This window comes from Pseudomonas sp. GW458-11-26-14-LB4, assembly GCF_059423925.1.
Genome location: NZ_JBWKYU010000012.1, coordinates 64,814 through 86,769, shown reverse-complemented (window position 1 = coordinate 86,769; position 21,956 = coordinate 64,814). Strand labels below are relative to the sequence as shown.

At 60.9% G+C, this 21,956-nt stretch carries 17 protein-coding genes; 2 read left to right on the top strand and 15 right to left on the bottom strand.

Going from position 1 to position 21,956, the window contains the following annotated elements:
• Nucleotides 1-24: 24 nt before the first annotated feature.
• Nucleotides 25-906, top strand: a complete 882-nt coding sequence (locus AC07XZ_RS17320; RefSeq protein WP_102686905.1) for a LysR family transcriptional regulator — start codon at nt 25-27, stop codon at nt 904-906.
• Nucleotides 907-1,038: 132 nt separating this feature from the next.
• On the opposite strand, the gene AC07XZ_RS17315 is transcribed toward AC07XZ_RS17320, so the two are convergent.
• The 15 genes from AC07XZ_RS17315 to yaaA form a co-directional block, all read right to left on the bottom strand.
• Nucleotides 1,039-1,863, bottom strand: a complete 825-nt coding sequence (locus tag AC07XZ_RS17315; protein ID WP_102686906.1) for an SDR family oxidoreductase — start codon at nt 1,861-1,863, stop codon at nt 1,039-1,041.
• A 34-nt stretch (nt 1,864-1,897) separates the two neighbouring features.
• Entirely contained in the window at nt 1,898-2,362 is a 465-nt protein-coding gene (locus AC07XZ_RS17310) for a hypothetical protein (RefSeq protein WP_007957299.1), read from the bottom strand.
• Between the two features lie 138 nt (nt 2,363-2,500).
• Nucleotides 2,501-3,952: a mannose-1-phosphate guanylyltransferase/mannose-6-phosphate isomerase gene (locus tag AC07XZ_RS17305; RefSeq protein WP_011332549.1), complete on the bottom strand. Its 1,452-nt coding sequence runs from the start codon at nt 3,950-3,952 to the stop codon at nt 2,501-2,503.
• Nucleotides 3,953-4,057: 105 nt separating this feature from the next.
• Nucleotides 4,058-4,714, bottom strand: coding sequence for an alginate O-acetyltransferase AlgF (locus AC07XZ_RS17300; protein WP_064593524.1), 657 nt, complete (start codon nt 4,712-4,714; stop codon nt 4,058-4,060).
• A 15-nt stretch (nt 4,715-4,729) separates the two neighbouring features.
• A complete protein-coding gene (locus tag AC07XZ_RS17295) occupies nt 4,730-5,902 on the bottom strand; it encodes an alginate O-acetyltransferase (protein ID WP_039769444.1) in 1,173 nt (390 codons plus the stop codon).
• 10 nt (nt 5,903-5,912) lie between these two features.
• On the bottom strand, nt 5,913-7,478 hold the full coding sequence (locus tag AC07XZ_RS17290) for an MBOAT family O-acyltransferase (RefSeq protein ID WP_085611402.1): 1,566 nt from the start codon (nt 7,476-7,478) through the stop codon (nt 5,913-5,915).
• A 130-nt stretch (nt 7,479-7,608) separates the two neighbouring features.
• Nucleotides 7,609-8,733, bottom strand: a complete 1,125-nt coding sequence (locus AC07XZ_RS17285) for a mannuronate-specific alginate lyase (RefSeq protein ID WP_102686907.1) — start codon at nt 8,731-8,733, stop codon at nt 7,609-7,611.
• Between the two features lie 8 nt (nt 8,734-8,741).
• Entirely contained in the window at nt 8,742-10,193 is a 1,452-nt protein-coding gene (locus AC07XZ_RS17280; protein WP_102686908.1) for an alginate O-acetyltransferase, read from the bottom strand.
• 10 nt (nt 10,194-10,203) lie between these two features.
• A complete protein-coding gene (gene algG, locus AC07XZ_RS17275) occupies nt 10,204-11,790 on the bottom strand; it encodes a mannuronan 5-epimerase AlgG (RefSeq protein ID WP_102686933.1) in 1,587 nt (528 codons plus the stop codon).
• 26 nt (nt 11,791-11,816) lie between these two features.
• A complete protein-coding gene (locus tag AC07XZ_RS17270; RefSeq protein WP_085608137.1) occupies nt 11,817-13,304 on the bottom strand; it encodes an alginate export family protein in 1,488 nt (495 codons plus the stop codon).
• Nucleotides 13,301-14,707 carry an alginate biosynthesis TPR repeat lipoprotein AlgK gene (gene algK, locus AC07XZ_RS17265; RefSeq protein ID WP_102686909.1) on the bottom strand — a complete coding sequence of 469 codons (1,407 nt, stop codon included), beginning with the start codon at nt 14,705-14,707 and terminating at the stop codon, nt 13,301-13,303. The genes AC07XZ_RS17270 and algK overlap by 4 nt, the downstream gene beginning before the upstream one ends.
• 9 nt (nt 14,708-14,716) lie before the next feature.
• Nucleotides 14,717-15,886 (bottom strand): alginate biosynthesis protein Alg44, encoded by a 1,170-nt coding sequence (locus AC07XZ_RS17260; protein ID WP_102686910.1) that lies wholly within the window; start codon nt 15,884-15,886, stop codon nt 14,717-14,719.
• Nucleotides 15,887-15,921: 35 nt separating this feature from the next.
• Nucleotides 15,922-17,403, bottom strand: coding sequence for a mannuronan synthase (gene alg8, locus AC07XZ_RS17255; RefSeq protein ID WP_163974069.1), 1,482 nt, complete (start codon nt 17,401-17,403; stop codon nt 15,922-15,924).
• Nucleotides 17,404-17,486: 83 nt separating this feature from the next.
• Nucleotides 17,487-18,803, bottom strand: a complete 1,317-nt coding sequence (locus AC07XZ_RS17250; RefSeq protein WP_011332560.1) for a nucleotide sugar dehydrogenase — start codon at nt 18,801-18,803, stop codon at nt 17,487-17,489.
• Nucleotides 18,804-19,614: 811 nt separating this feature from the next.
• Entirely contained in the window at nt 19,615-20,394 is a 780-nt protein-coding gene (gene yaaA / locus AC07XZ_RS17245; protein WP_064382456.1) for a peroxide stress protein YaaA, read from the bottom strand.
• 138 nt (nt 20,395-20,532) lie between these two features.
• Between yaaA and AC07XZ_RS17240 the strand changes: the two genes are divergently transcribed.
• Nucleotides 20,533-21,657, top strand: a complete 1,125-nt coding sequence (locus tag AC07XZ_RS17240) for a polysaccharide deacetylase family protein (protein ID WP_102686911.1) — start codon at nt 20,533-20,535, stop codon at nt 21,655-21,657.
• The last annotated feature ends 299 nt before the right edge of the window (nt 21,658-21,956 follow it).

Below are 21,956 nucleotides of genomic sequence, written 5' to 3'. Positions count from 1 at the left end.
ATTTTGACAGGGAGCGCTGCGAACATGGTCAGCCTGGATCGATTCGATACCTTCAAGGCCGTGGTCGAGGCCGGCTCGCTGACCGCCGCCGCTGATACGCTGGGGCAGACGCGGGCGGTGGTGAGCTTCAACCTCAAACGTCTTGAGCAAGAGTTGGGCGTCACCTTGCTCACCCGCAACACCCGGCAACTGGCCCTGACCGATGCCGGCGAACGTTTTTACCGACGCTGTCTGCGCACGCTGGACGAAGCACGGTTGGCCATCGAGGAAGCGCGTTCGGAGCACTCGCAACTCAAGGGCACCCTGCGCATCACCACGACCGTGGAGTTCGCGCTGGCTCAGGTGGTGCCGGCGCTGGAGGTGTTTCGACAGCAGCAACCGCAACTGAACATTCACCTGTCCACGTCCTCGACCCATGCCGATCTGATCTCCGAACGCTTTGACATGGCGATTCGCCTGGGACGCATGCACGACTCCAATCTGCGGGCGGTGCAGTTGTCGACGTTCGAGGTGTTTGCAGTGGCGGCGCCGGGTTTGATCGAGCGATTTGTGCCGGTCGATACGCTGGCGGTGCTGGAGTCGATGCCGACGCTCGGGCATGGGCGAGTGCCGGAAATGACGGTCAGCGACCCGGCCGGCACCGAGCATGTCTACCAGCCAAAACCGGGAACCACTGCCATTGTTGCCGACAACTCCGCGACCCTGCGTGCCTTTGCACTGACTGGGCAAGGCGTCGCGATTCTGCCGCAGTGGCTGATTCAGGAAGACCTCGACGCCGGGCGATTACAGCGTTTGCTGCCGGATTACCGCTTCGCCCAACAAGGCGTGTACGCACTGTACCCGGACACCCGGCACCTGCCGCTGAAGGTGCGGGCGTTCATTGATTTCATGAAGGGCTGGGGGTGAAGCTCTGCGGTGTCTGCACTGGCGCCATCGCGGGCAAGCCACGCTCCCACAAGTTTAGCGGGGCACTCAGATATCCAGTACGACACGAAAACCTGTGGGAGCGGGCTTGCCCGCGATGGGGCTGACGCGGTTTCAGAGTTGCCCACGCAAGCCGAAGCGCTTCATCAACGTCGACTCCAGCAATCCTTTCGGCAGCAACGTCGCCAGCAACGGCAACGCCCGGCTGCCATTGCCGATGCGGATCAGCCGTGGCGGCTTGCTCTGCTGCACAGCCTTGAGAAGCTCGGCGGCAAAGTCGCTGGCCGGCGTCGGTTTGTCCTGCGAAGCCTTGGCCCGCGCCCGTATACCTTCGCGCAACGGAAACCACGGCGATTGTTCGTTGATCAGTTGTTCGGCCTCATGCCCGGCATTCTTGGCGAAACTGGACTGGATCGCTCCGGGCTGCACTTCCATGACGCGAATCCCGAACGGCGCCAGCTCCATGCGCAAAGCATCGCTCAACGCGTGTACCGCCGCTTTCGACGCGCAATAGGCGCCGGCAAATGGCGTTACCAGCACCCCGGAAACACTGCCGATATTCACCACCAGGCCCTTGGCCCGGCGCAGCACCGGGAACAGCGCACGGGTCACGCCGACAATCGAAAACACGTTGGTTTCGAACTGGCGCTGCATGGCCGGAACGCCGCCGTCGAGCAGCGGCCCCATGGCGCCGTAACCGGCGTTGTTGATCAGTACATCGAGGCCGCCATGTTGCTGGTTGATCCGTTCGGCGAGTTGTTCCAGCGCCGCGCTGTCATTGACGTCGAGCTGCACCGCCGTGAACCCGGCCGCACCGAGGGCCGCGACATCTTCAGCCTTGCGCGCACTGGCCCAGACCTCGTAGCCGGCGCCTTTGAAGGCATCGGCGAGGGCGCGGCCGATGCCGCTGGAACAACCGGTAATCAACGCAACGGGCATGGCGCATTCCTTGTGCAAAGTGTGAGGGGAGGGATCAGTCGGAGAAACTACCCTGCAATCGCTCGGCGCGAAACTCCAGGGTCTGCGGGCGATAACCGGGACGCAACGGCGGCATCGGCAGACAGTCTTCCCAGTTGCCGCCGGGCTGCAATTCACCGGGGCCGCGATAGCGCGGGGCGGCGTATTGGTTGTCGGCCAGGTTCACGGTGTCGCCCGGCGCGTACGCCGCGATGCGCCAGCGCAGTTCGGTCAGCGGCACGTCGTTGCCGTTGTTCATCTTGAGCAGCAGCGGGCGGTCGGCGGGGCAGTGTTCGGGGGCATAGACGATGCGCAGTTCCAGGCGCGCCAGTTGCTTGACCTCGCGGTTGTCCAGCCACACCACCCACATCGCCACCAACCCGAGGCCAACGGCGGCGGCCATGGACACCGGCAAGGCCTTGGCCGGGTAGCGCAACAGCAGGATCAGCCAGGTGATGACCAGCAAGACGCCGATGAACATGTCGCGAAACCTCGTGGGCAGGGAAGGTTCATCCTACCTAAGCCTGGAGGCGGTTGGCGAAAAAAAAAGCCCCCGCCCAACCCGCTGCGGATAGGGGACGCAGCGGGCTGGACGGGGACTTCTTGTTTTACGGAACGCTTACTGCGCGATGGTTTTCACCGACACGCCGCGTTCGATCGGGGTAGAGCGACCGTAGATATCTTCGAAGCGCTCGATATCGTCTTCGCCCAGGTACGAGCCCGACTGCACTTCGATGATTTCCAGCGGGATCTTGCCCGGGTTGCGCAGGCGATGCACCGAGGCGATCGGGATGTAGGTCGACTGGTTTTCAGTGAGCAGAAACACGTTCTCGTCGCAGGTCACTTCGGCGGTGCCGCTGACCACGATCCAGTGTTCGGCGCGGTGGTGGTGCATCTGCAGCGACAGGCACGCGCCCGGCTTGACCGAGATGTGCTTGACCTGGAAGCGGCCACCCATGTCCACCGAGTCGTACGAGCCCCACGGACGGTACACCTCGCAGTGGTTCTGGGTTTCGCTGCGGCCTTGGGCGTTGAGGGTGTTGACCATCTGCTTGACGCCCTGAACCTTGTCCTTGTGGGCGATCATCATGGCGTCCTTTGTTTCGACGACGACGATGTTTTCCAGACCGATCACCGACACCAGTTTGCCGTTGCCGTGGATCATGCAGTTCTTGCTGTCCTGGATCACCACGTCGCCCTTGCTGACGTTGCCGTTGGCGTCCTTCTCGTTGACTTCCCACAGCGACGACCAGCAGCCGACATCGCTCCAGCCGGCAGTCAGCGGCACCACGCAGGCGCGCTGGGTTTTTTCCATCACGGAATAGTCGATGGAGTTGTCCGGGCAGCAGGCGAAGGTGGCTTCGTCCAGGGTGACGGTGTCGGCATCCTGCTGGCTGCGCTCGAGGGTCAGCAGGCAGGTGTCGTAGATGTCCGGATCATGCTTTTTCAGCTCTTCGAGGAAGCGGCTGGCGCGGAACAGGAACATGCCGCTGTTCCAGTAGTAACCGCCGGACTCAACGTACTCGGTGGCGCGTTTGACGTCGGGTTTTTCGACGAAGTGCGAAACGCGGCTGACGCCTTCCGGCAGCAGCGAATCACCGGTGGACTTGATGTAGCCATAGCCGGTTTCCGGTTTGGTGGCCGGTACGCCGAACAGCACCATCTCGCCGTTTTCAGCAGCGACGGTGGCCAGGGCCAGGGCGCGTTGCAGGGCTTTCTGGTCCTCCAGAACGTGGTCGGCCGGCAGCACCAGCATCAGTTCGTCGCGACCTTCATTGACCAGCATCATCGCGGTCAGCGCCACGGCCGGTGCGGTGTTGCGACCGAACGGTTCCATCAGGATCCGCTGGCATTCCAGATTGCGGCTGGCCAACTGCTCGTTGACGATGAAGCGGTGATCCTTGTTGCAGACCACGATCGGGGTGTCCATGCCTTCGAACACCAGACGCTCGAGGGTTTGCTGGAACAGTGTGTGTTCGCCGGTCAGGGCGAGGAACTGCTTGGGAAACTGCTTGCGCGAAAGCGGCCAAAGACGTGAGCCGCTACCACCTGACAAGATCACCGGAATCATATTGTTTACTCCATAAAATCGATTGGTTAGAGGCACGAACGCTGTGTCGTTTCACTCTTGTTGTTGTTCCGTACCGGGCAGCGACGGCTGCCCGGTTTCATGTGCTTAGCGAGTCGACACCGGGCGTTTCACCCAGACTGGCGACAGGTTGCTGCCGTTGCCGGTGACGTACAGCACGGCTGCTTCACCGCGCTCCAGGGCGACCGGTTTCACGTCGCCGACTTTCTTGTCGCCTTCGTACAGCGCCAGGCTGACTTTCACCGGGTTGATTTCACGCTCGCCACGGCCCTTGGCGGCCACGTTCGGCACCACGTCGGTCTTGCCGTCGGCGGTCTTCAGGGTCAGCGACTTGTCGCTGAGGTTCTGCACACGCACCAGGGATTTCTGCTTGTTCTTGAACGGCGGTTCTTCGATCAGTTGCGGCGCGCCGGAAGCGTTGTTGACCAGGGTGTAGTAGTGGTCACCGGCGAGTTTCACCGGCAGGGTCTGGCTGCCGACCTTGGCGCTGTAGTCGCCGCCCGGCATGAAGCTGAAGTCGCTGCTGGCCAGCGGCGCGACGTCGCTCAGATTGGTGCTGCCGACGGTGGCGCTGACTTCAGCGTTGCTGGCGTTGTAGACGCGCACGAAGGTCGAGCCTTTCGGTGCAGTCGGGCCGTACAGCGCAGCGTCGCCACCGGCGAAGGCCTGGACCGACAGCACGCTCAGACCGGCAACCAGAGCGAAGCGTTTGGCGAGACGACGAGGAGTTGTAGTGAAAGTCATGGTGTTACCTCTCTTTCAGTTTTGCGCCCGATCGGGCGTCTCGGATTTAGTGTTGATGGCTACGTTTTGTTGGCGAGCACCGGCTTGTTTAAGCTCTGCGACCCACTGCGGGTCGGCGTCGCCGATTTCGTTGTTCACAGGCAGATATCGTTCAGGAAACTCCCAGATCAGCACCTGTGGCGGGCTGTTCTTGAAGTCATCGCTTTTCAGGTAGCTGAGCATCGGCAGGATCGGGCCGTGGCCATCTTCTGCGTAATTGACCACGTCGCTGTGCAGCGCTTGCTTGAGCGCCCCGACGAAGTTCCAGTTCGGGTTGGCGCTGTAGCTGGTGCCGATCAGGGCCACCGGCACTTCGCTGTTGGCGAACAGGGCGTCGTCCCCGGCAGGCTGCTCGACGGCTACGGTGTTGCGCTTTTGCAGCGGTTCCTTGGCCGGCATCAGGTTTTCGAACAGCGGATCCAGCGGCAGGAACAGACGCAGGTCGCCCTTGTGTGTGACCTTCTCCGCCGGGGTGGTGACGAAACGCTGCGGCTCGCCGCTGAGCGGGAACTTGTCGGCGATGGTCTTGGCCAGGGTGTTGGCGGCGATTTCCGCGCCTTCAGGGGTCCAGTGGGTGTCGGTGCGCAGGAACACTTGCTGACCGTTTTGCTTGGCCGCTTGCAGCGGGCCGAGCAGGTCGGGGGCGAGGATCTTGTCCGCCGCGACACGGGCATGGAAGTCTTGATAGAGGTTGGCGTGGATGCTTGCCGGTTTCACTTCACCCAGGTGTTCCGGGTACAGGCGAGCCTTGGCCGGCACGATCGCCATCACCAGTTTCACGCCTTTCTCTTTCAGGGTCTGGCGCACGCCTTCGACCAGCGCGTAGTTGCCTTGCAGGTTCAGCTCTTCGTTGACGATCGGGTTGAATTCCTCATCGCTGTACAACCACTGATCGCGACCGAGCACCACGCCCGGACGACCTTCGTTGAACAGTTTGAAATCCAGCGCGGCCCAGAGATTGGTGCCCAGACGCTTGATCGGGAATTCGTCGTCGTAGTGGGTTTCCACGGCTTTGGTCCAGCGACCGTTGAGCACCGTCGCATCGGCGTTGGTGCTGAAGCCGAAGAAGCTGCGCACCGACCACAGACCGAGCACCAGCAGGGTCACCAGAAACAGTGCGATGTAGAAGATGCGTAATGAGCGGGTCATGTCAGATCCCTCAGAACTGGAAGTAAAGGAACGGCGAGAAGCTTTGCGCCGAGAGTTTGAGAATCGAGGCGATGAACAGCAGCAGGATCAGTCCGCGCATCACGTAGCGCGACCAGTCCGCGGTCCAGTAGGCCGGTTGCACCTGGGCTTCGACGCCGACGGTGTAGCCAGGCTCGTGGATGCTTGCCGGGTTTTCGCCCGGGGCTGCCTTGATCATTCCCGGAGTCGCTGTGGCCGGGCCATTGGCCTCGACGTTGACCTCAGGTTTGCTCTTGGCAGGCGGCTGATTGGTGTACAGATCGCGCAGGCCGAAAAACGCCAGAGTCACGTAAGCCACAACCAGGGTCGCGACTTGGAGGCCGGTGAGGCTGGCCTGATTGAGTTCCGACAGCGACCAGTCGCCGAAGCTGAACATCGCGCCGTACATGCGGCCGGCAACGTGCAGGTTCTCGGCGCGGAAGATCACCCAGCCCATGACCACCAGCAGGAAGGTCAGCGCCCAGCGAATCGGATTGAGGCTGCGCGGCGCGGTGTTGAGGCCGAGCATTTTTTCGATCGCCAGCCACATGCCGTGCCACGCACCCCAGACGATGTAGGTGATGTTCGCGCCGTGCCACAGACCACCGAGCAACATGGTCAGGAACAGGTTGCGATAGGTCATCAGCGTGCCTTTACGGTTGCCGCCGAGGGTGATGTACAGGTAGTCACGCAGCCAGGTCGACAGGCTGATGTGCCAGCGGCGCCAGAACTCGGTAATCGACTGGCTGATGTACGGCTGCTTGAAGTTTTCCATGAAGCGGAAACCCATCATCAGGCCCAGGCCGATGGCCATGTCGCTGTAACCGGAGAAGTCGAAATACAGCTGTGCGGTGTAGGCCAGCGCGCCGAGCCAGGCATCGCCCGTGGTCGGGTTTTGCAGGGCGAAGCAATGGTCGGCCACCACGGCGAGGGTGTCGGCGATGAAGACCTTCTTGATGAAACCCTGCATGAACCGCGTGCAGCCCTCGGAGAACTTGTCGAGGGTGTGAGTGCGGTTGTTGAACTGATCGGCCAGGTCACGGAAGCGCAGCACGGGGCCGGCGATCAGGTGCGGGAAGATCGCCACGAACGCTGCAAAGTCGATCAGGTTGCGGGTGGCCGGAGTGTCGCCGCGGTAGACGTCGATGATGTAGCTGATCGACTCGAAGATGTAGAACGAGATACCGATCGGCAACAGTACGTGGGTGAGGATGAACGGCTCAAGCCCCATCGAGGTCATGATCGCGTTGATGCTGTCGACGCCGAAGTTGGCGTACTTGAAGTAGCCGAGGATGCACAGGTCCACCGCCACACCGAGCAACAGCCAGCGCTGGGCCGGTTTGGTGCGCACGCCGGCGGCGCCGACTTTCAGGCCGATCCAGTAGTTCCACAGGGTGACGCCGGCGAACAGCGCCAGGAAGTCCACCCGCCACCACGCGTAGAACACGTAGCTGGCGATCAGCAGCAGCAGGTTGCGATAGCGTTGCCCGCTCAGGTAGTACAAGCCGAGAAAGATCGGCAAGAACAGAAACAGGAACACGTTGGATGAAAATACCATCCCGATCTCTCCATGTTTGAACCAACAGTCAAGGGCCAAAGCCCCCCCAAACCCCCCGTGGTGTTGGAGGGGTGAAACAGTCCTGCGATCGTTCCCACGCTCTGCGTGGGAACGATCAGCCGATCAGCGACTAACTGCCCTTGTTACCTTTCTCGTGCGAAGGGTCGTAGACCTTGGTCAGGTCGCCACCCAGTCGGAAGGTCTTGAACGGCTGCATCCCGTGCTTCTTCTCGAGCACATCCGGCGAACAGGTGTAGAGGGTGCAGAACGGCTCAAGCCAGGCGAATTTCATGTCCTGTTTCAGGTCGGTCATGTCCTGCTCTTTGCCGTTCTTCTTCTCGAACTGATCCGGGTCTTTCACCCCGGCCAACACCCGGTCACCCAAGCGTTTCAGCGCGCCGTTGTTTTCCTGACGCAGATCCACACCGTTGACCTGGGCGAAACTGGCGATCATCGCCAGCGGCGGCAGGGCGTAGTTGTGATAGGCGAGGGCGCGTTGCTGGCGCTTGAGTTCGTTCGGCAGGAAACCGTCGGCATCGACTTGATTGACGCCGACCTTGTATTCCTTGACTGCCCAATCGAACAGGTCGCGGCGGTTGGTCGCGACCGACGTCGCCATCACCGACCAGGCTGCCCAGTACGAATGGTTGTTGGTTTTTTCCAGCGGCAGGTTGTCCCAGTCGCTGACCACCTGATCGGCCATTTTGCTGAACCAGGCCTCGATCAACTGTGCCTCTTGCTGATGCTGGGCCAGCGGATGGGAATCGGAGAACTTCAGGCGAATGTACGAAGAGGCCATGCTGCCCAGCGCCCATTTGCGCATCGACTTGCCGGTGTGGTTGAAATCCTTCGACATCAACGCATCGGCCTTGGCCCACGCGGTGAGCCAGTTCAGCGTGCAATCGAGCTGCTCCGGGCGACCGTCGCGCATGAACTGCATCACCCGTTTGGCAGTGCCGCGCTCAAGTGTGGTGATGTCTTTGGTGGTGTCGCGAAAGGCTTTTTCAGACTGCACGTTCAGCGTCGCGCGAGCCTTGTCCGAGCCTTCGTATTTGCTGCGAAATTGCAGTGGCCCGGTGTAGGGCGCCGGCATTGCATCGCAGCCTTCGCTCTTGTCGCCGGTCTTGAATTTATCCACAGGCGCAAAATAGCCCTGTGGCGGACGCAGTGGTGCGGCGGCCTGCGCAGTGCCGGCGAAGATCGCCAGCCCGAGCAGCGTCGGCGCCAGAAGAGTTTTCAGTTTCGGATTTCGCATAGCAGACCTCATTGCCCGACCTGAGCGGTTTGTGGCCCAGCGCCCGGGAATACGTTGCGTTTGCAGATTTTCGCTTCGACTTTCTGTGGCGCGGTGCCCGCTTCCGGGCCCTGGACTTCGACCGCCAGCAGGTTTTGCGAGGCCCAGTCTTCGTCCGTGCGCAACTCAAAGGCGAAACGACCGTCGGTGTCGGAGGTTTCCGGTTTCTCGATCTTGATGTCCTCGTGGCGACCGTTCATGTACCAGAGGGTGGCTTGCAGGGTTTTCACCGAGGTGTCGGCGAAGCGGATGTCGACCTGATGGCTGCTGTTCTGCAGGTTCAGGTTCTTGCTGTTGACCAGCAGTTCTTGTTTGCCGCCCGGCTTGAGCGTGGTGCTGGCGGACATTTGCGCCTCTTTGCCTTCGCAGCCGTTGTCGAGCAGGGACATCATCTGGCGATAGATGGTTTCCTGGTCGAGGCGGTACAGCGGCGAGAATTCCCAGATAAGGATTTTCGGTGGCGTCTTCTGGAATTCGTCGCTGCCCAGGTACTGCAACATCGAACCTTCCAGACCGCCGCCGGGGAAGGCGACGTTGAGGATGTCGGCGCCGATGGCTTCTTCAAGGAAACCGGCGAAGTTGTAGTTCTTGCCGCTGTGCGAAGTACCCACGAGGGTGATCTGCGGATTGCCGGAATCACCGAACAGGTCGCCGTCACCGGCCTCGCCTTTCGGCTCGGTGGTGAACTGGTCCATGTACTGGATCGCGTAACTGGTGCCGCACAGTTGCCCGGCCATGTTGTGCAGGGTGCCGGTCTTGCCCATGCGCCCGGAGCGTTTGGTTTCGAACTCACGCTTGGGAATGTCGGCGAATGCCGGAATCTGCTTGACCTTTTCGGCGACGATTTTCGCCGTGCGCTGGGCACCGTATGGCGTCCAGTGCTGGTCACCGCGGAAGTAGAAATCGTGGGCGGGCAGGGTGTCCGGCAGCGACTCGTTGGTCAGCGGCGACAGGTCTGGCACCACGTAACCCATCTTGGCGAAACGGCCGAGCATGGTCTTGTAATTACCCAGTGCTTTCTCGTAATCGAACGCGGCTTTTTCCGCCGGGTTGAGCTTGTTGCGGTTCACCAGACCACGGGTTGGCTGGTAGACGATCACCAGTTCGACGCCTTTGGCCTTGAACGCATCGTGCAGCTGTTGCAGGCGTTTGTAGCCGGCCGGGGTGGTGTTGAACTCGGTGCGCAGGTCTTCCTGGGTCCGGAACAACCAGTCGCCCTGCGCCTGCACCAGAGTGGTGAAGTTCTGCTGGTAGCGGGTGGTGTAGTTCTTCGCGTCGTGGGCGGCCGGGCACAGGCTGCAGCACGGCTCGGCGGTGAACGTCGGCGCTTTCACTTCGTCCGCGCGGGCGCCGTTGCTGGCCGCCAGAATGCCCACGGTCAGGGCCGACAGGCTGAGTAATTTGATCAGGTGTGGGTGCATAAAATTATCCTCAGTCCTGCAATTCGGTCTGGCGTTCGACAGGGTCGATCAGCACGGCTTTCTGCTGGCGCACCAGCAGGTCGAGAATTTCATCCTGGCGCTCGCCGAGGATGCCGTTGAAGCTGATGCCGCTGGATTTGGTCGGCGCCAGCATCGACACGCGATACAGCTCGACACTCAGTGGCGAATCGATCGACAGCGGGCCGCTGCCGTTGGCCGCCAGTTCACCGCCGACCACGATCAGCGAAACCTGAGCGTCGAACGGGTCGAGCTTGATGTCACGGTCGGTGTCGGTCAGGTCCTTGATGTGCCCGTAGACGCCGGTCAGGCCGTTGGCCATGGCGACGTTTTCGTAGAGGCGGATGTTCACGCTGTTACGAATGCGGATGCCGTGGCGCTTGTTGCTGATGACCTTGTTGCCCCACAGCAGGTTGTCGGCGGACTCGTAGAGGGTGATGCCGTCGGTGTGGTTCTTGTAGATCTCGTTGTAGGCAATGATGTTGTTGACGCTGTTACGGTCGATCACCAGCCCCGAGAGGTGGTTGTCGTAGCTTTTGTTGTTGAAGATGAAGCTGTCGTTCACTTCACGGGAAATGATGATCCCGTGCTTCTTCTTCGTGCCGTAAACCGTGTTCTCGGCAATGATCAGACCGTGGGAACGGTCGTGCGGGTCGATGCCGTAGACGATGTTGTCCTTGTAGGTGTTGCCCTTGACCACGAAGTCGCGGGTCTCGTAGCAATAGAAGCCGTACCACATGTCGGAGAACTCGGAACCGACGATCCAGCCGGTCGGCTCGGGACGCTTGAGCACCTTGGCCATGTTCGGCGTGTACTGGGAAATACTCACGCCGTAGGACTTACTGTTGGCGTAGCCGAAGCTGGCCATCTTGCTGTTGACGATGTAGGTCTCGGTGCCGCCCCAGGCCAGCAGGAACGGGCGGAATTCCTTCGGCGAACGGAAGGTCGCCGGGCCGTTTTCCTTCTCGCGCCAGCCGGTGACCTTGGTGTCACGCACGAACAGCTGGCCGTCGTTGACCAGGAACGAACCGGCCTCCTGGGACAGGCGCAATTCCTGGGTCTGACCGTCGATTTCGAGGATGCCTTTGCGGCCGACCACGATCGGCAACTTCGCCAGATACACGCCCGGCGAGGTTTCGCTGAAGTACTGCTTGGGCAGTTTCTGCGCCAGCTCTTTCAGGTTCATGTAGCCGTCGTCGACGAAGATCGCCTGCGGGATGCCGTGCTGACGCACCACCCATTCGGCCATCTTGTTGTCGCCGCCGATGAAATCCTTCAGGGCGTCTTCCTGCATCATCCGGCGCACGCTGATCTTGCCCGGTTTGCTGCGCACGATTTTCGCGGCGGCGGCTTCGGCGGTGTAGCCGGAGAGGTCGGGCAATTTCGGCTTGGCCAGTTCCAGCGCTTCGGTCGGTGCGCTGCTGACGGTGTAGGTCTTGGCTTGTTGCAGCTCTTTGGCGGTGGTCACCGGTTTGCCCTGTTGAGGCACAGCCGGTTCCACCGTGGCGAAGGCGCCAGCGGAGGCCAGCAGCATGGCGCCGGCCAACAGGCTGAGCGAGCCTTTCCTTGCATGGTGCATGTCGGGCACTCCCTTGGCGGTTTGCATCAGAAGCGCCAGATCACGTCGATGAACGCGCGGTGCATGTACGAATCGACCTGGCTGCCATAGGCATCACCCGGCTTGAACACACCGCCACGGAAACGTACCAGCGCCGACGGCTCGTCGATCGACTGGCTCAGCGCTGCCGGCAGCAAGCCTTGCTTGAAGTACTTGGTGACCACCAGATCCATTTCCTGGCCCAGATCCTTGTTGCCGTCCTGCAGTGGCAGCGAGGTGCTGGAGAGGATCGCGCCGGTGACGTCGTCGGTGTTGTTTTCCACGGCGTTGATGCCGTTGCTGCCCACCGGCTTGTTGCCGTCCACACGCCAGAACTTGTGGTAGATCAGGCTGGCGTCGTACTGGTCGTTGAGCATCCACGAACCGAACAGGGTGGCGGTCTGCATGTTGTTCATTTCGCCACGGAAGGCTTCGCCGAAACGGTGAACCCGGGAGCGAGTACCGGTGTAGTTCGAGCGGTTGCTTTCCAGGCCATTCTGTTCGTAATCGGCGCTGGCACGGGCATACGCTGCACCGACCTGCCATTGCGGATCGAGGCGCAGACGCACACCGATATCGGTGGCCCAGCCGTCGACGTTGTCGCTGCGCTTGGCCTGGGCCGGGCGGGTGCCATCGGCGTTGAGGGCGTTGACCGTGTCGCGGTCGCCGCTCATGCCGGTGATGCTGCCCCAGTAGTTGACGGTGTTGGTGTTGCGCCAGTTGTAGGCGTCGCTGTCGGCGGTCAGGCCGAGCCAGCTGATGTCGCCGTTTTCTTTCTTGTCCAGCGAGTCGCCAGCCACGCCCGGCTCCGGATAGTCGAGCTTGCCGTCGTCATGGGTGTGGTGGCCGCGAATGCCGACCCAGTTGCCCGGCGTCCACTGGTAAGCGGCATCGGCGTAGGCGTGCAGGCGATCCTTGTCTTTCGGCGCCAGCTCCTTGAGGTCGGTGCGGTATTCGCTGAAGCGTTCGGCGACACCGGCGTTGGCGCGCAGCAGGGTGGTGTCGAAGGTCCAGTTCAGGGCTTCGATGTTGGTGTCGCGCCACTGGCCGTCGTCGTTGCGCAGGCGCTGGCGACCGAACTTGAGGATCTCGCCGGGGTAGGGCGTCAGGCCGCTGTAGCCGACCCAGAACTCGCGCATCGCCAGGTAGTTTTTCTTGGTCTTGCGGTCGCCGTTGTCGGTGGTCTGGGTGCCTTCGCTGTCGGACTGCTGCAGGGTGTCGGTCTCGATGATGTCGGTCGAGGTCACGGCCTGGCCCATCGCGTAGGCGCTCCACGCGCCGCTTTCGCCGTAGACCCACGGACGCAGGTCGAGGCCGACACCGTTGACGTCGCCGCCGCTGGCGGTGCCGAGGTCGCGGTCGTCTTCGGACTGGCCGGTGATTTTCACTTCGAGGCCGAAGTTCTTCGATTCAGTCATCGCGGCCAGGGTCGGGCAAGACCAGATCAGCGCGAACGTGAGGCCAATGCCGGCCTTCACAAAGGGATTCAATTTCATAATTTTTCCTCGCCGTCTTCTTCTTGCAGGGCGTGCAGTTGCAGCGTGTTCTGGCTCAGGGCGCCACGGGTCGCCTGTTCCTGTTGCAGCAGGCGCTGGGCTTCGGCCAGACGCTCGGGCGGCAGTTGCGCGGCGAGGGTGGTCGCCAGCTCATCGGCTTGCGGAGTGTTTTGGGCTTTTGCCAACTGGCTGAACACGTAAGCGTTGACTGGGTCGGGCTTGGTGCCCTTGCCTTGGGAAAACAGCTGGGCGATGGCGAAGTCGGCGCTGTTCTGGCCGTTGCGCGCAGCGGTCAGCAGATGGTCGAGAGCCTTCTGTGGATAGACCTTGCCCAGGTAGCCACGGCGGTAGATCTGGCCGAGGTAGTAGTCGGCGGCGACTTCGCGGCCGACGGCTTTCTGGAAATGTTCCTCGGCGACTTTCGCGTCGGCCGGGACCAGTTTGCCTTCGTAGTAGAGCTTGCCCAGCAACAGCTCGGCGCGCGGCTGGTCGGCGGCGCGGCCGTTATCCAGGTACTTCATCATCTGGTCGACGTCGCCCAGTTCCGGGAAGTCGTAGAGCAGTTGCGCGAGGGTGACCCACGACGCCGGGTAGCCTGGAGCGATCGGTTCGAGCAGCGACTGCGCGGTTTTTTCGTCGGTCTTGCCCAGGGTCGAATCGGCCAGCACACGGGCCACCGAATCCACCCGCTGAGCACTGACGGTGCCGCGGCTGTAACCGGCCTGCAGCTGTTTGATCAGTTCGGCCTGTTGCTCCGGCGCGCCACGTTTCTGATAGACCGTGGCCAGCTCGACGTAGCAGATGTCGGTGGTGTTGAGCGCGGCCTTGCAGATTTTTTCCACGTCATCCAGATGCTGGTCGTAAGTGCCCTGGGTGCGATACAGCAGCACCTGGGCGAGACCGGCTTCCGGGTAACCGGATTTGCGCCATTGATCGATCTGCTGCTGGGCGTTGATGTTCGGGAAGCTGTGCGGGAATTGCAGGTACAGCATCGCGAGCGGGATCAGCGTGTTGCCTTCGCCACTGGCGGCGGCTTTCTTCAGCAGGCTTTCGGCTTCCTGATGTTCGGCTTCGGTGGAGCCAGGCTTGGCCACCAGCAAGCGGCCGAGTCGGGCCTGGGCACGCGGCGAAACACTGGCGGCGGCGCGGTAGGTGGCTTCGGCCTGTTTCATCTGTTCCGGGTCGCGGCTGTCGACCTGAATATCGGCGAGGCCCACCTGGGCTTCGCTGTAACCCAGGTCGGCCAGCGCACGGTAGTTCTGCGCGGCGGTCGCGGTGTCACCGCGCTTGAGCGCTTCGTTGGCCAGACGCTGGTCGGGCAGGCCGGCGCAACCGGCCAGGGCGATTGCCATGGCCAGGGTCAGCGGGACCGGCAGGATTCTGATAGGGCTCGTCACGGGCATGTCCTCGACTTAAAGACCGGCAGCCATGGCTTTGTCGATCAGCCAGTTCAGGTTCGGACCACGGTCGCTGTTGACTTCCACCGGGCGGCCGGCAAAGCGGCTGTCCAGCGGCTCGTCAGGCTGGATCTGCACACGGATGTCGGAGGACAGGTCAGCGCTTTTCAGGCTGGTGCTGCTGACGATCTTGCCGGTGCGGGTCTTGTCTTCGCCGGCGATCTGGAAACTCACCGGGGTGCCCGGACGCACGTCGCCGAACTGGCGATAGGAGAAGCGCGCATCGACGGTGGCCTGGGTGTTGCGCGGTACCAGCGAGAAGATCACGTCGCCCTTGCTCGCGTACTGACCGTCGGCCACCAGTTGCTGGGCCACGGTGCAATCGCAAGGGGAGGTCAGGGTGCCGGTCATCTGCTTGCCGAACAGTTCTTCAACCTTGGCCGGGGACAGTTGATCTTCTTCCAGGTGACCTTTGAGTACGTCGAGCATGCTGGTGCTGAACGTCGCCAGCGGTGCGCCTTTTGCGGCGACGCCGTCGGACTTCACCAGGCTCTGCACGGTGCCGTCGCGCGGCATGGTGATGTTCATCCCCGGCACGCTGACCAGACCGGCCTGCGCATGGCTGACGAAGTACATGCTGTACACCGATTTGAAAATGAAACCCGCCGCCACCAGGCCGACCGCGAAGATACCGGCGCTGAACGTCACGGCTTTCAGGCGACCGAACGGGGTCATGCCGGAATCGCCGTCCTTGACCTTGCGCGCCTTGGTGAAGTTGTCGCGCTGCAGGGTTGCCAGCACTTCGCCGATGCTGACGATGTCGCCGGCCAGGTGCGAAGTGATCAGGTGACGCAGGGTCGAAATGTCCTGCGGTTCAAGGTTCTGGAACTGGCAACCAGCACGACCCGTCTGGCGGTCGTAGGAGCGCACTTGCAGTTCAACGTCCATGGCCAGGCCGAGGTTGTCGATGACGAACTGCAAACGCGCCTTGTACACCTCGCCGACGGTCAGCGGCAGTTGTCCGGCGTTGAACGCCAGACCACCGGCGGACAGGTCGAGGACCCGCGCTTCAACCGGAGTCCGGTCGGGGCCGAAGAAACGCAGCTTGGCCGGGATTTTGACTCGGGCGTGCTGACGCTGGGCTTCGGATTCATGCACTACGTTGGCGTTGACGGCGGTATTCATGGGGGCGATTTCCTTGTTAATTCAATAGGGGCAGGTCAGACCATCATCAGCAGCACGGCGACGAAAATGCTGCCGGCGGAGAAGGTCATGGTCCGAGACGACCAGGTGTTGAACCAACGTTGAAAGCTGGCGAGATCACGGGTCAGGGAAGTGGGTTGTCGGGTCCAGGATTGTTGGTCGAGGCGGAAGAACACGTAGATCTTCACCAGCGCGCCGACGATCTGGTTGTAATAGAGAATCGCCGGGTAGGCCGGACCGATCCGGTGGCCCGAGCAGGACAGCAGCAGCGTCAGAATCAGGCGGGTGATGCCGATCCACAGCAGGTAAACCAGGATGAACGCGGTGCCGTACTTGAAGCTGGCGATGATTGCCACGGTCAGGCCCAGCAAGGATGTCCACATCGAAACGCGCTGGTCGAACAGCACCACCGAGGTGAAGGCGCCGAGGCGTTTTACACCCAGACCCAGCGCTCGCGAGTTCTGGCGCAGGTTGTTGCCGTACCAACGGAACATCAGTTTGCGGCTGGCCTTGATGAAGCTCTTTTCCGGCGGGTGTTCAACGGTATTGATCGCTGCATCTGGCACGTAGAAGGTGTCGTAGCCCAGACGCATCAGGCTGAACCAGCTCGACTTGTCGTCGCCGGTCAGGAACTTGAAACGGCCCAGGCGCCAGTGTTGCAGCGAGTCGCTTTCGACGTCGGCGATGAATTCCGGGTTGGTGACCACGGTGGCGCGGAACACCGACATGCGGCCGGTCATGGTCAGCACGCGTTTGGACAGGGCCATCGAGCACATGTTGATGTGGCGCTGGGCGAAACGCAGCTTGTGCCATTCGCTCATGATGTAGCCGCCGCGCACTTCGCAAAATTCGTTGGTGGTCAGGCCGCCGACGTTGCCGAACATCTGGAACCACGGCACGGTTTTGCGCACGACGCCTTCGCCGAGCACGGTGTCGCCGTCGATCACGGCCACCACGGCGCGGTCGTCCGGCAGGTGACGGGAGATCGCGCGGAAACCATAGGCCAGGCCATCGCGTTTGCCGGTGCCGGGAATGCGTACGAAGTCGAGTTTCACCCGGTCTGGCGGATTCATCCGCGCCCACAGTGCCTTGACCAGCAGCTCATCGGACATTTCGACGATGGAGCAGACCACGGTGGTCGGCAGTTCGCAGTCGATGGCTTCGCGGATCACCGAGCTGTAAACCTGCGCGGTGGTCAACGCGTCGATGCGGAAACTGGTGACCATCAGAAACACATGGGACGGGTCCGCAGCCTTACCCAGCTTGCGAACCTTGCGGCGCAGGTGCGGGTAGACGATGTAGAGAAAAATCATGCCGCGCACAAAGTGCGTGGCACCCATCGAGTAGCGCCAGATACCTACGGCGCCAATCAGGAAAATGAAGTCCTTCGACTCGGAGTCGAATGTGGACGTGGGCAGCATCAGGGCCAGGCCCATCAGCAGGCTCAGAAACAAAAGCCAGCCGGCGGATTGCAGAAAAAAATGTTTGAGCTTGGACATGACCGTCATCCGAAGGTGATGGGGGCTTCAAGCCGCCCGCCGATTCACGGCGTGCGGCCTGAAGCTCGAGGCTTGCTGCTGTGTTACCAGCAGATCCCTTCGGTGCGGCTACCGGCGCTGGTGGCCTTGGACATGAAGCCCACCAGGTCGATCACCTGCTTGCCCTGCGGCGCTTCTTCGGCGAGGGCGCGGAACTTCTCGTCGCGGTTGCCGAGGATGATCACGTCGGAGTTGTCGATCACCGAATCGAAGTCCGAATTGAGCAGGGACGACACGTGCGGGATCTTCGACTCGATGTAGTCCTTGTTCGCGCCGTGGACACGGGCGTACTGGACGTTGCTGTCGTAGATGCTCAGGTCGTAGCCCTTGCCGATCAGCATCTCGGCCAGTTCCACCAGCGGACTTTCGCGCAGGTCGTCGGTGCCGGCCTTGAAGCTCAGGCCCAGCAGGGCGACTTTGCGTTTGTCGTGGCTTTCAACGATGTCGAAGGCGTTCTGCACTTGCGATTCGTTGCTGCGCATCAGCGAGTTGAGCAGCGGCGCTTCGACGTCCAGGGAACCGGCGCGGTAGGTCAGGGCGCGCACGTCTTTGGGCAGGCACGAACCGCCGAAAGCGAAGCCCGGGCGCATGTAGTACTGGGACAGGTTGAGGGTCTTGTCCTGGCAGACCACGTCCATCACTTCGCGGCCATCGACGCCCACGGCTTTGGCGATATTGCCGATCTCGTTGGCGAAGGTCACTTTGGTGGCGTGCCAGACGTTGCAGGTGTACTTGATCATCTCGGCGACGGCGATGTCCTTGCGGATGATCGGTGCGTCGAGTTCTTCGTACAGCGATTGCAGTACGTCACCCGACGCCTTGTCGAACTCGCCGATGACGGTCATCGGTGGCAGGTCGTAGTCGGCGATCGCGGTGGATTCACGCAGGAACTCAGGGTTCACGGCGACACCGAAATCAACGCCGGCTTTCTTGCCGGAGCAGTCTTCGAGGATCGGGATGACAACGTTTGCCACGGTGCCCGGCAATACGGTGCTGCGCACCACGATGGTGTGGCGGGTGGACTTTTCACGCAGGACAAAACCGATCTCGCGGCATACCGCTTCGATGTAGTTCAGTTCCAGGTCGCCGTTCTTTTTGCTCGGCGTACCGACGCAGATCATCGACAGGTCGGTGTCGCGAATCGCTTCGGCGAAGTTGGTCGTGCCGCGCAGACGACCGGTCTGAATACCTTGTGCCAGCAACTCGCCCAGGCCCGGTTCGACAATGGGAGATTTGCCAGCGTTGATCATGTCGATCTTGTCTTTGGCAACATCGACGCCCACTACGTCGTGGCCCCGAGCAGACAGGCAACCGGCACATACTGCGCCAACGTAACCCAAACCAAATATGCTGATGCGCATCGCAATTACCTCTGTATATATCAGGCCTTAGAGGGCCGGAGTTAATGGTGTTCAGCGTTCATTAGTGCACTCGAAAGTGCGGCATACAGGCGCCACAATGCCGTGTGCAGGCATACTTAAGTTCCGAGTGTCTAAATAAGTGCACTCAAGATGTGCGCAACCAGGCCTTGTTGTTATGACGTGCCCTGTTATGCAGCCGATCTTCTTTGGAGAAGACTCTTGTGCAATCGTCTTGCGCGCTCGATGTCAGGATGAAAGTCCCGTAAATCAAGCGGTTGGGTGCTCAGGTGAGCACGTTTATAAGGGCGCGGCCATGGCCTTTGTAGGGGATATTAATGGTGCGTATCTCCTGTCCATCGTCTGCTTTGAGACTAGTTAGTCATCTAGACAAGTTGCTGTGACAACTTGGTTACATGGCTATCTGCTCCGCGTAAGTTATCTCGTACAAACTCGGCGAGAATCGTTACCGGTGGTATGAGCTATGCATTCGGACGAAGTTCCTGTCCGCTCATCGCGAAATCTGAAATTTCTTGAAATATTGTCGGAGATGGCACCAGTATCAATTTGATAGCAATTTCGTTTTCGACCTTTAATAACAGGCGAAAAATCACGTTAGATAGTTTTGTGCCACTACGGTGAAAAAATTTAGGTGCCACTACTGAAATAAATGATCAGTGTCGAGTGAAACTAATCTTAGAAAAGACAGGGATGTTTTTCTGGCGCCAGTAAAATGGCGAAATGTGGCGGGGTTTTTTTGACATCGTGCGAGCTGCACGACTCTTCATATAAAGAGTCGTGCATTAGGCATGCTTTATTCGGGGGCGTGATCGCGTAGAAACACCAGATTATCCGGTTTCGATTGCTCGGCGCTGTAGCGATAACCCTGCACATCGAACTGTTTGAGCAGGGCCGGATCGTTGATTTTTTCCTGGATCACGAAACGGCTCATCAGACCTCGGGCCTTTTTCGCGTAGAAGCTGATGATCTTGTATTGGCCGTTCTTCAGGTCCTTGAACTCGGTGTTGATGATCCGCGCATTCAGGGCTGTGCGTTTCACCGCCGAAAAGTATTCGTTGGACGCCAGGTTCAGCAGCACGTCGTCGCCCTGGTCGGCCAGCGCTTCGTTCAGCCATTCGCTGATGCGCGTGCCCCAGAAGGCGTACAAGTCCTTGCCACGGGCGTTGGCCAGTTTGGTGCCCATTTCCAGGCGGTACGGCTGCATCAGGTCGAGCGGACGCAGCAAGCCGTAAAGGCCGGACAGCATGCGCAGGTGCTGTTGCGCGTAATCGAAATCGGCTTCGCTGAAGCTCTGGGCGTCGAGTCCGGTGTAGACGTCGCCCTTGAAGGCCAGCAGTGCCTGTTTGGCGTTTTCCGGCGTGAACGCCGGTGTCCAGCTGCCGAAACGCGCGGCGTTAAGGCCGCCGATCTTGTCGGACACGTGCATCAGTTCGCTGATCTGCGCCGGGCTCAGTTCGCGCAGTTGCTGGATCAGTTCCTGGGAGTGGTCGAGGTATTGCGGCTGGGTGAAGCGCTGGGTCGCCGGCGGTGTTTCGTAATCGAGGGTCTTGGCGGGGGAAATCACCATCAGCATGAAGTCGTCTCCTTTAATCGTGGGGGCGATTCTAGGGGGTTGGGGCGGATGACTCCAGCTATCACGTCCATAGGTGATCGGCGGTTTACCAGCCGGATCGGCTATAGTGCGGCGCGGGTTTTGTTATGGAGACACCCTTTGCGCATTGTTCTTTTTTTCACCGCGTGGCTGTTGAGCATCGGTGCCGTTGCGGCGCCGGGCGATATCGCGACGCTGGATCGCGGCACCTGGCCGGAAAAACTCGACAATCCGACCCTGTTCGATGTCGCCTCGCGGGCGGAAATCCTGATGTTCGCCCGCGGCCTGCTCGGCACCGAAGCCCTGGACGAAGCGGCGCTGGCCCAGCGTCTGGGGCTGCGCACGGTCAATCTGGATGCAATCAACAGCCTGCGCGAGCGCCTGTGGCAGCGGCTGCTGGCCAACTACAACTTTGCCCAGCAAAGCTGCGATCAGGATGCCTCGTTCTGTTTCCTTGTCGAAGACCTGCCGACCCTGCGCGAGCAGGCGGCCAAATTCGTGGTCAGCGACGAAAGCTATTACACCAAGTGGGCCGAGCCGAGCCGGATCTTCCACCTGCAATACCTCGATGAGCTGATGCGCAAGGCGGCGCTCTCGCCGCAGACCAGCAGCGAAATCGATCATTTCGGAGACTACGAGCGCAACGGCGACGACATGCACGACCGCTTGTTTCTGTTGAGTTTCGACAGCGCCGCCAACCTGCAACCGGACAACACCGACTGGCTCACCGAGTACCTGCGCAAGTCGAATCTGAGCGGCACGTTCTTCATGTTGGGCAAGGATGTTCAGGCGCGGCTGGCCGACCGTTCCGTCAGCAGCCTGCAAGCGGCGTTTTCGCAGCAGTGCGTCGGCGTGCAGGGCTGGGAGTTCCGCTCTCACAGCCACTGGCAGGACTGGCAGGATTCGGTGCGGCGCAGTGCCGATCTGGTCCGCAACAAGCTGCCGGAAAACTACGTGCCGCTGTTCCGTCCGCCGGAAGGGCAACGTCGCAGCGATGCCCGGGGTTTCTTCAACAGTCAGGGCCTGCAAGTGGCGCTGTGGGACATCGATGCCCAGGACGGCGCCGGCAAGCTCAAGGGCGCTCCGAGCGCGCAGCGGGTGCTGACCCTGATGCTGCTGTGGCGGCACGGGGTGATCAATTTCAACATGAAGCAGGATGCGGTGAAGACTGCGTTGCCGTGGCTGATCGCGCAAACCGCGCAAAGCGGCATCGGCTGGGAAGACTGTCAGGACGCGTTTCGCTGAAAAACGGCAAGAGCCCGGAAACATTGGGCTTGGGGTGAATTTTTTGCAGAATTCGATGCAGGCGGACTTCCGACTCTAACGGGGGCAGGGCGGTCCGCCAAGGGCTTTTCGTCACTTTGCAAAATAAACTTCAAAAAAGCGTCAAAGTGCTTTTTTCTGTCACGGGTTTTGGAGTATTACGAAGTCAGACCGCCGAAACCTGCAACACAGGTGGCGTCTTCCAAGACCCATTTTGTGTGCGGTTCACCTGCTATCCCGACAAAAGCTGTGCAGGTGGATTCGGCAGTCACTTCGAGGCG

Excerpts from the sequence above, each read along its gene's own strand:
- AC07XZ_RS17320 (WP_102686905.1), top strand. The coding sequence starts at position 25 with ATGGTCAGCCTGGATCGATTCGATACCTTCAAGGCCGTGGTCGAGGCC.
- AC07XZ_RS17315 (WP_102686906.1), bottom strand. The coding sequence starts at position 1,863 with ATGCCCGTTGCGTTGATTACCGGTTGTTCCAGCGGCATCGGCCGCGCC.
- AC07XZ_RS17310 (WP_007957299.1), bottom strand. The coding sequence starts at position 2,362 with ATGTTCATCGGCGTCTTGCTGGTCATCACCTGGCTGATCCTGCTGTTG.
- AC07XZ_RS17305 (WP_011332549.1), bottom strand. The coding sequence starts at position 3,952 with ATGATTCCGGTGATCTTGTCAGGTGGTAGCGGCTCACGTCTTTGGCCG.
- AC07XZ_RS17300 (WP_064593524.1), bottom strand. The coding sequence starts at position 4,714 with ATGACTTTCACTACAACTCCTCGTCGTCTCGCCAAACGCTTCGCTCTG.
- AC07XZ_RS17295 (WP_039769444.1), bottom strand. The coding sequence starts at position 5,902 with ATGACCCGCTCATTACGCATCTTCTACATCGCACTGTTTCTGGTGACC.
- AC07XZ_RS17290 (WP_085611402.1), bottom strand. The coding sequence starts at position 7,478 with ATGGTATTTTCATCCAACGTGTTCCTGTTTCTGTTCTTGCCGATCTTT.
- AC07XZ_RS17285 (WP_102686907.1), bottom strand. The coding sequence starts at position 8,733 with ATGCGAAATCCGAAACTGAAAACTCTTCTGGCGCCGACGCTGCTCGGG.
- AC07XZ_RS17280 (WP_102686908.1), bottom strand. The coding sequence starts at position 10,193 with ATGCACCCACACCTGATCAAATTACTCAGCCTGTCGGCCCTGACCGTG.
- algG (WP_102686933.1), bottom strand. The coding sequence starts at position 11,790 with ATGCACCATGCAAGGAAAGGCTCGCTCAGCCTGTTGGCCGGCGCCATG.
- AC07XZ_RS17270 (WP_085608137.1), bottom strand. The coding sequence starts at position 13,304 with ATGAAATTGAATCCCTTTGTGAAGGCCGGCATTGGCCTCACGTTCGCG.
- algK (WP_102686909.1), bottom strand. The coding sequence starts at position 14,707 with ATGCCCGTGACGAGCCCTATCAGAATCCTGCCGGTCCCGCTGACCCTG.
- AC07XZ_RS17260 (WP_102686910.1), bottom strand. The coding sequence starts at position 15,886 with ATGAATACCGCCGTCAACGCCAACGTAGTGCATGAATCCGAAGCCCAG.
- alg8 (WP_163974069.1), bottom strand. The coding sequence starts at position 17,403 with ATGTCCAAGCTCAAACATTTTTTTCTGCAATCCGCCGGCTGGCTTTTG.
- AC07XZ_RS17250 (WP_011332560.1), bottom strand. The coding sequence starts at position 18,803 with ATGCGCATCAGCATATTTGGTTTGGGTTACGTTGGCGCAGTATGTGCC.
- yaaA (WP_064382456.1), bottom strand. The coding sequence starts at position 20,394 with ATGCTGATGGTGATTTCCCCCGCCAAGACCCTCGATTACGAAACACCG.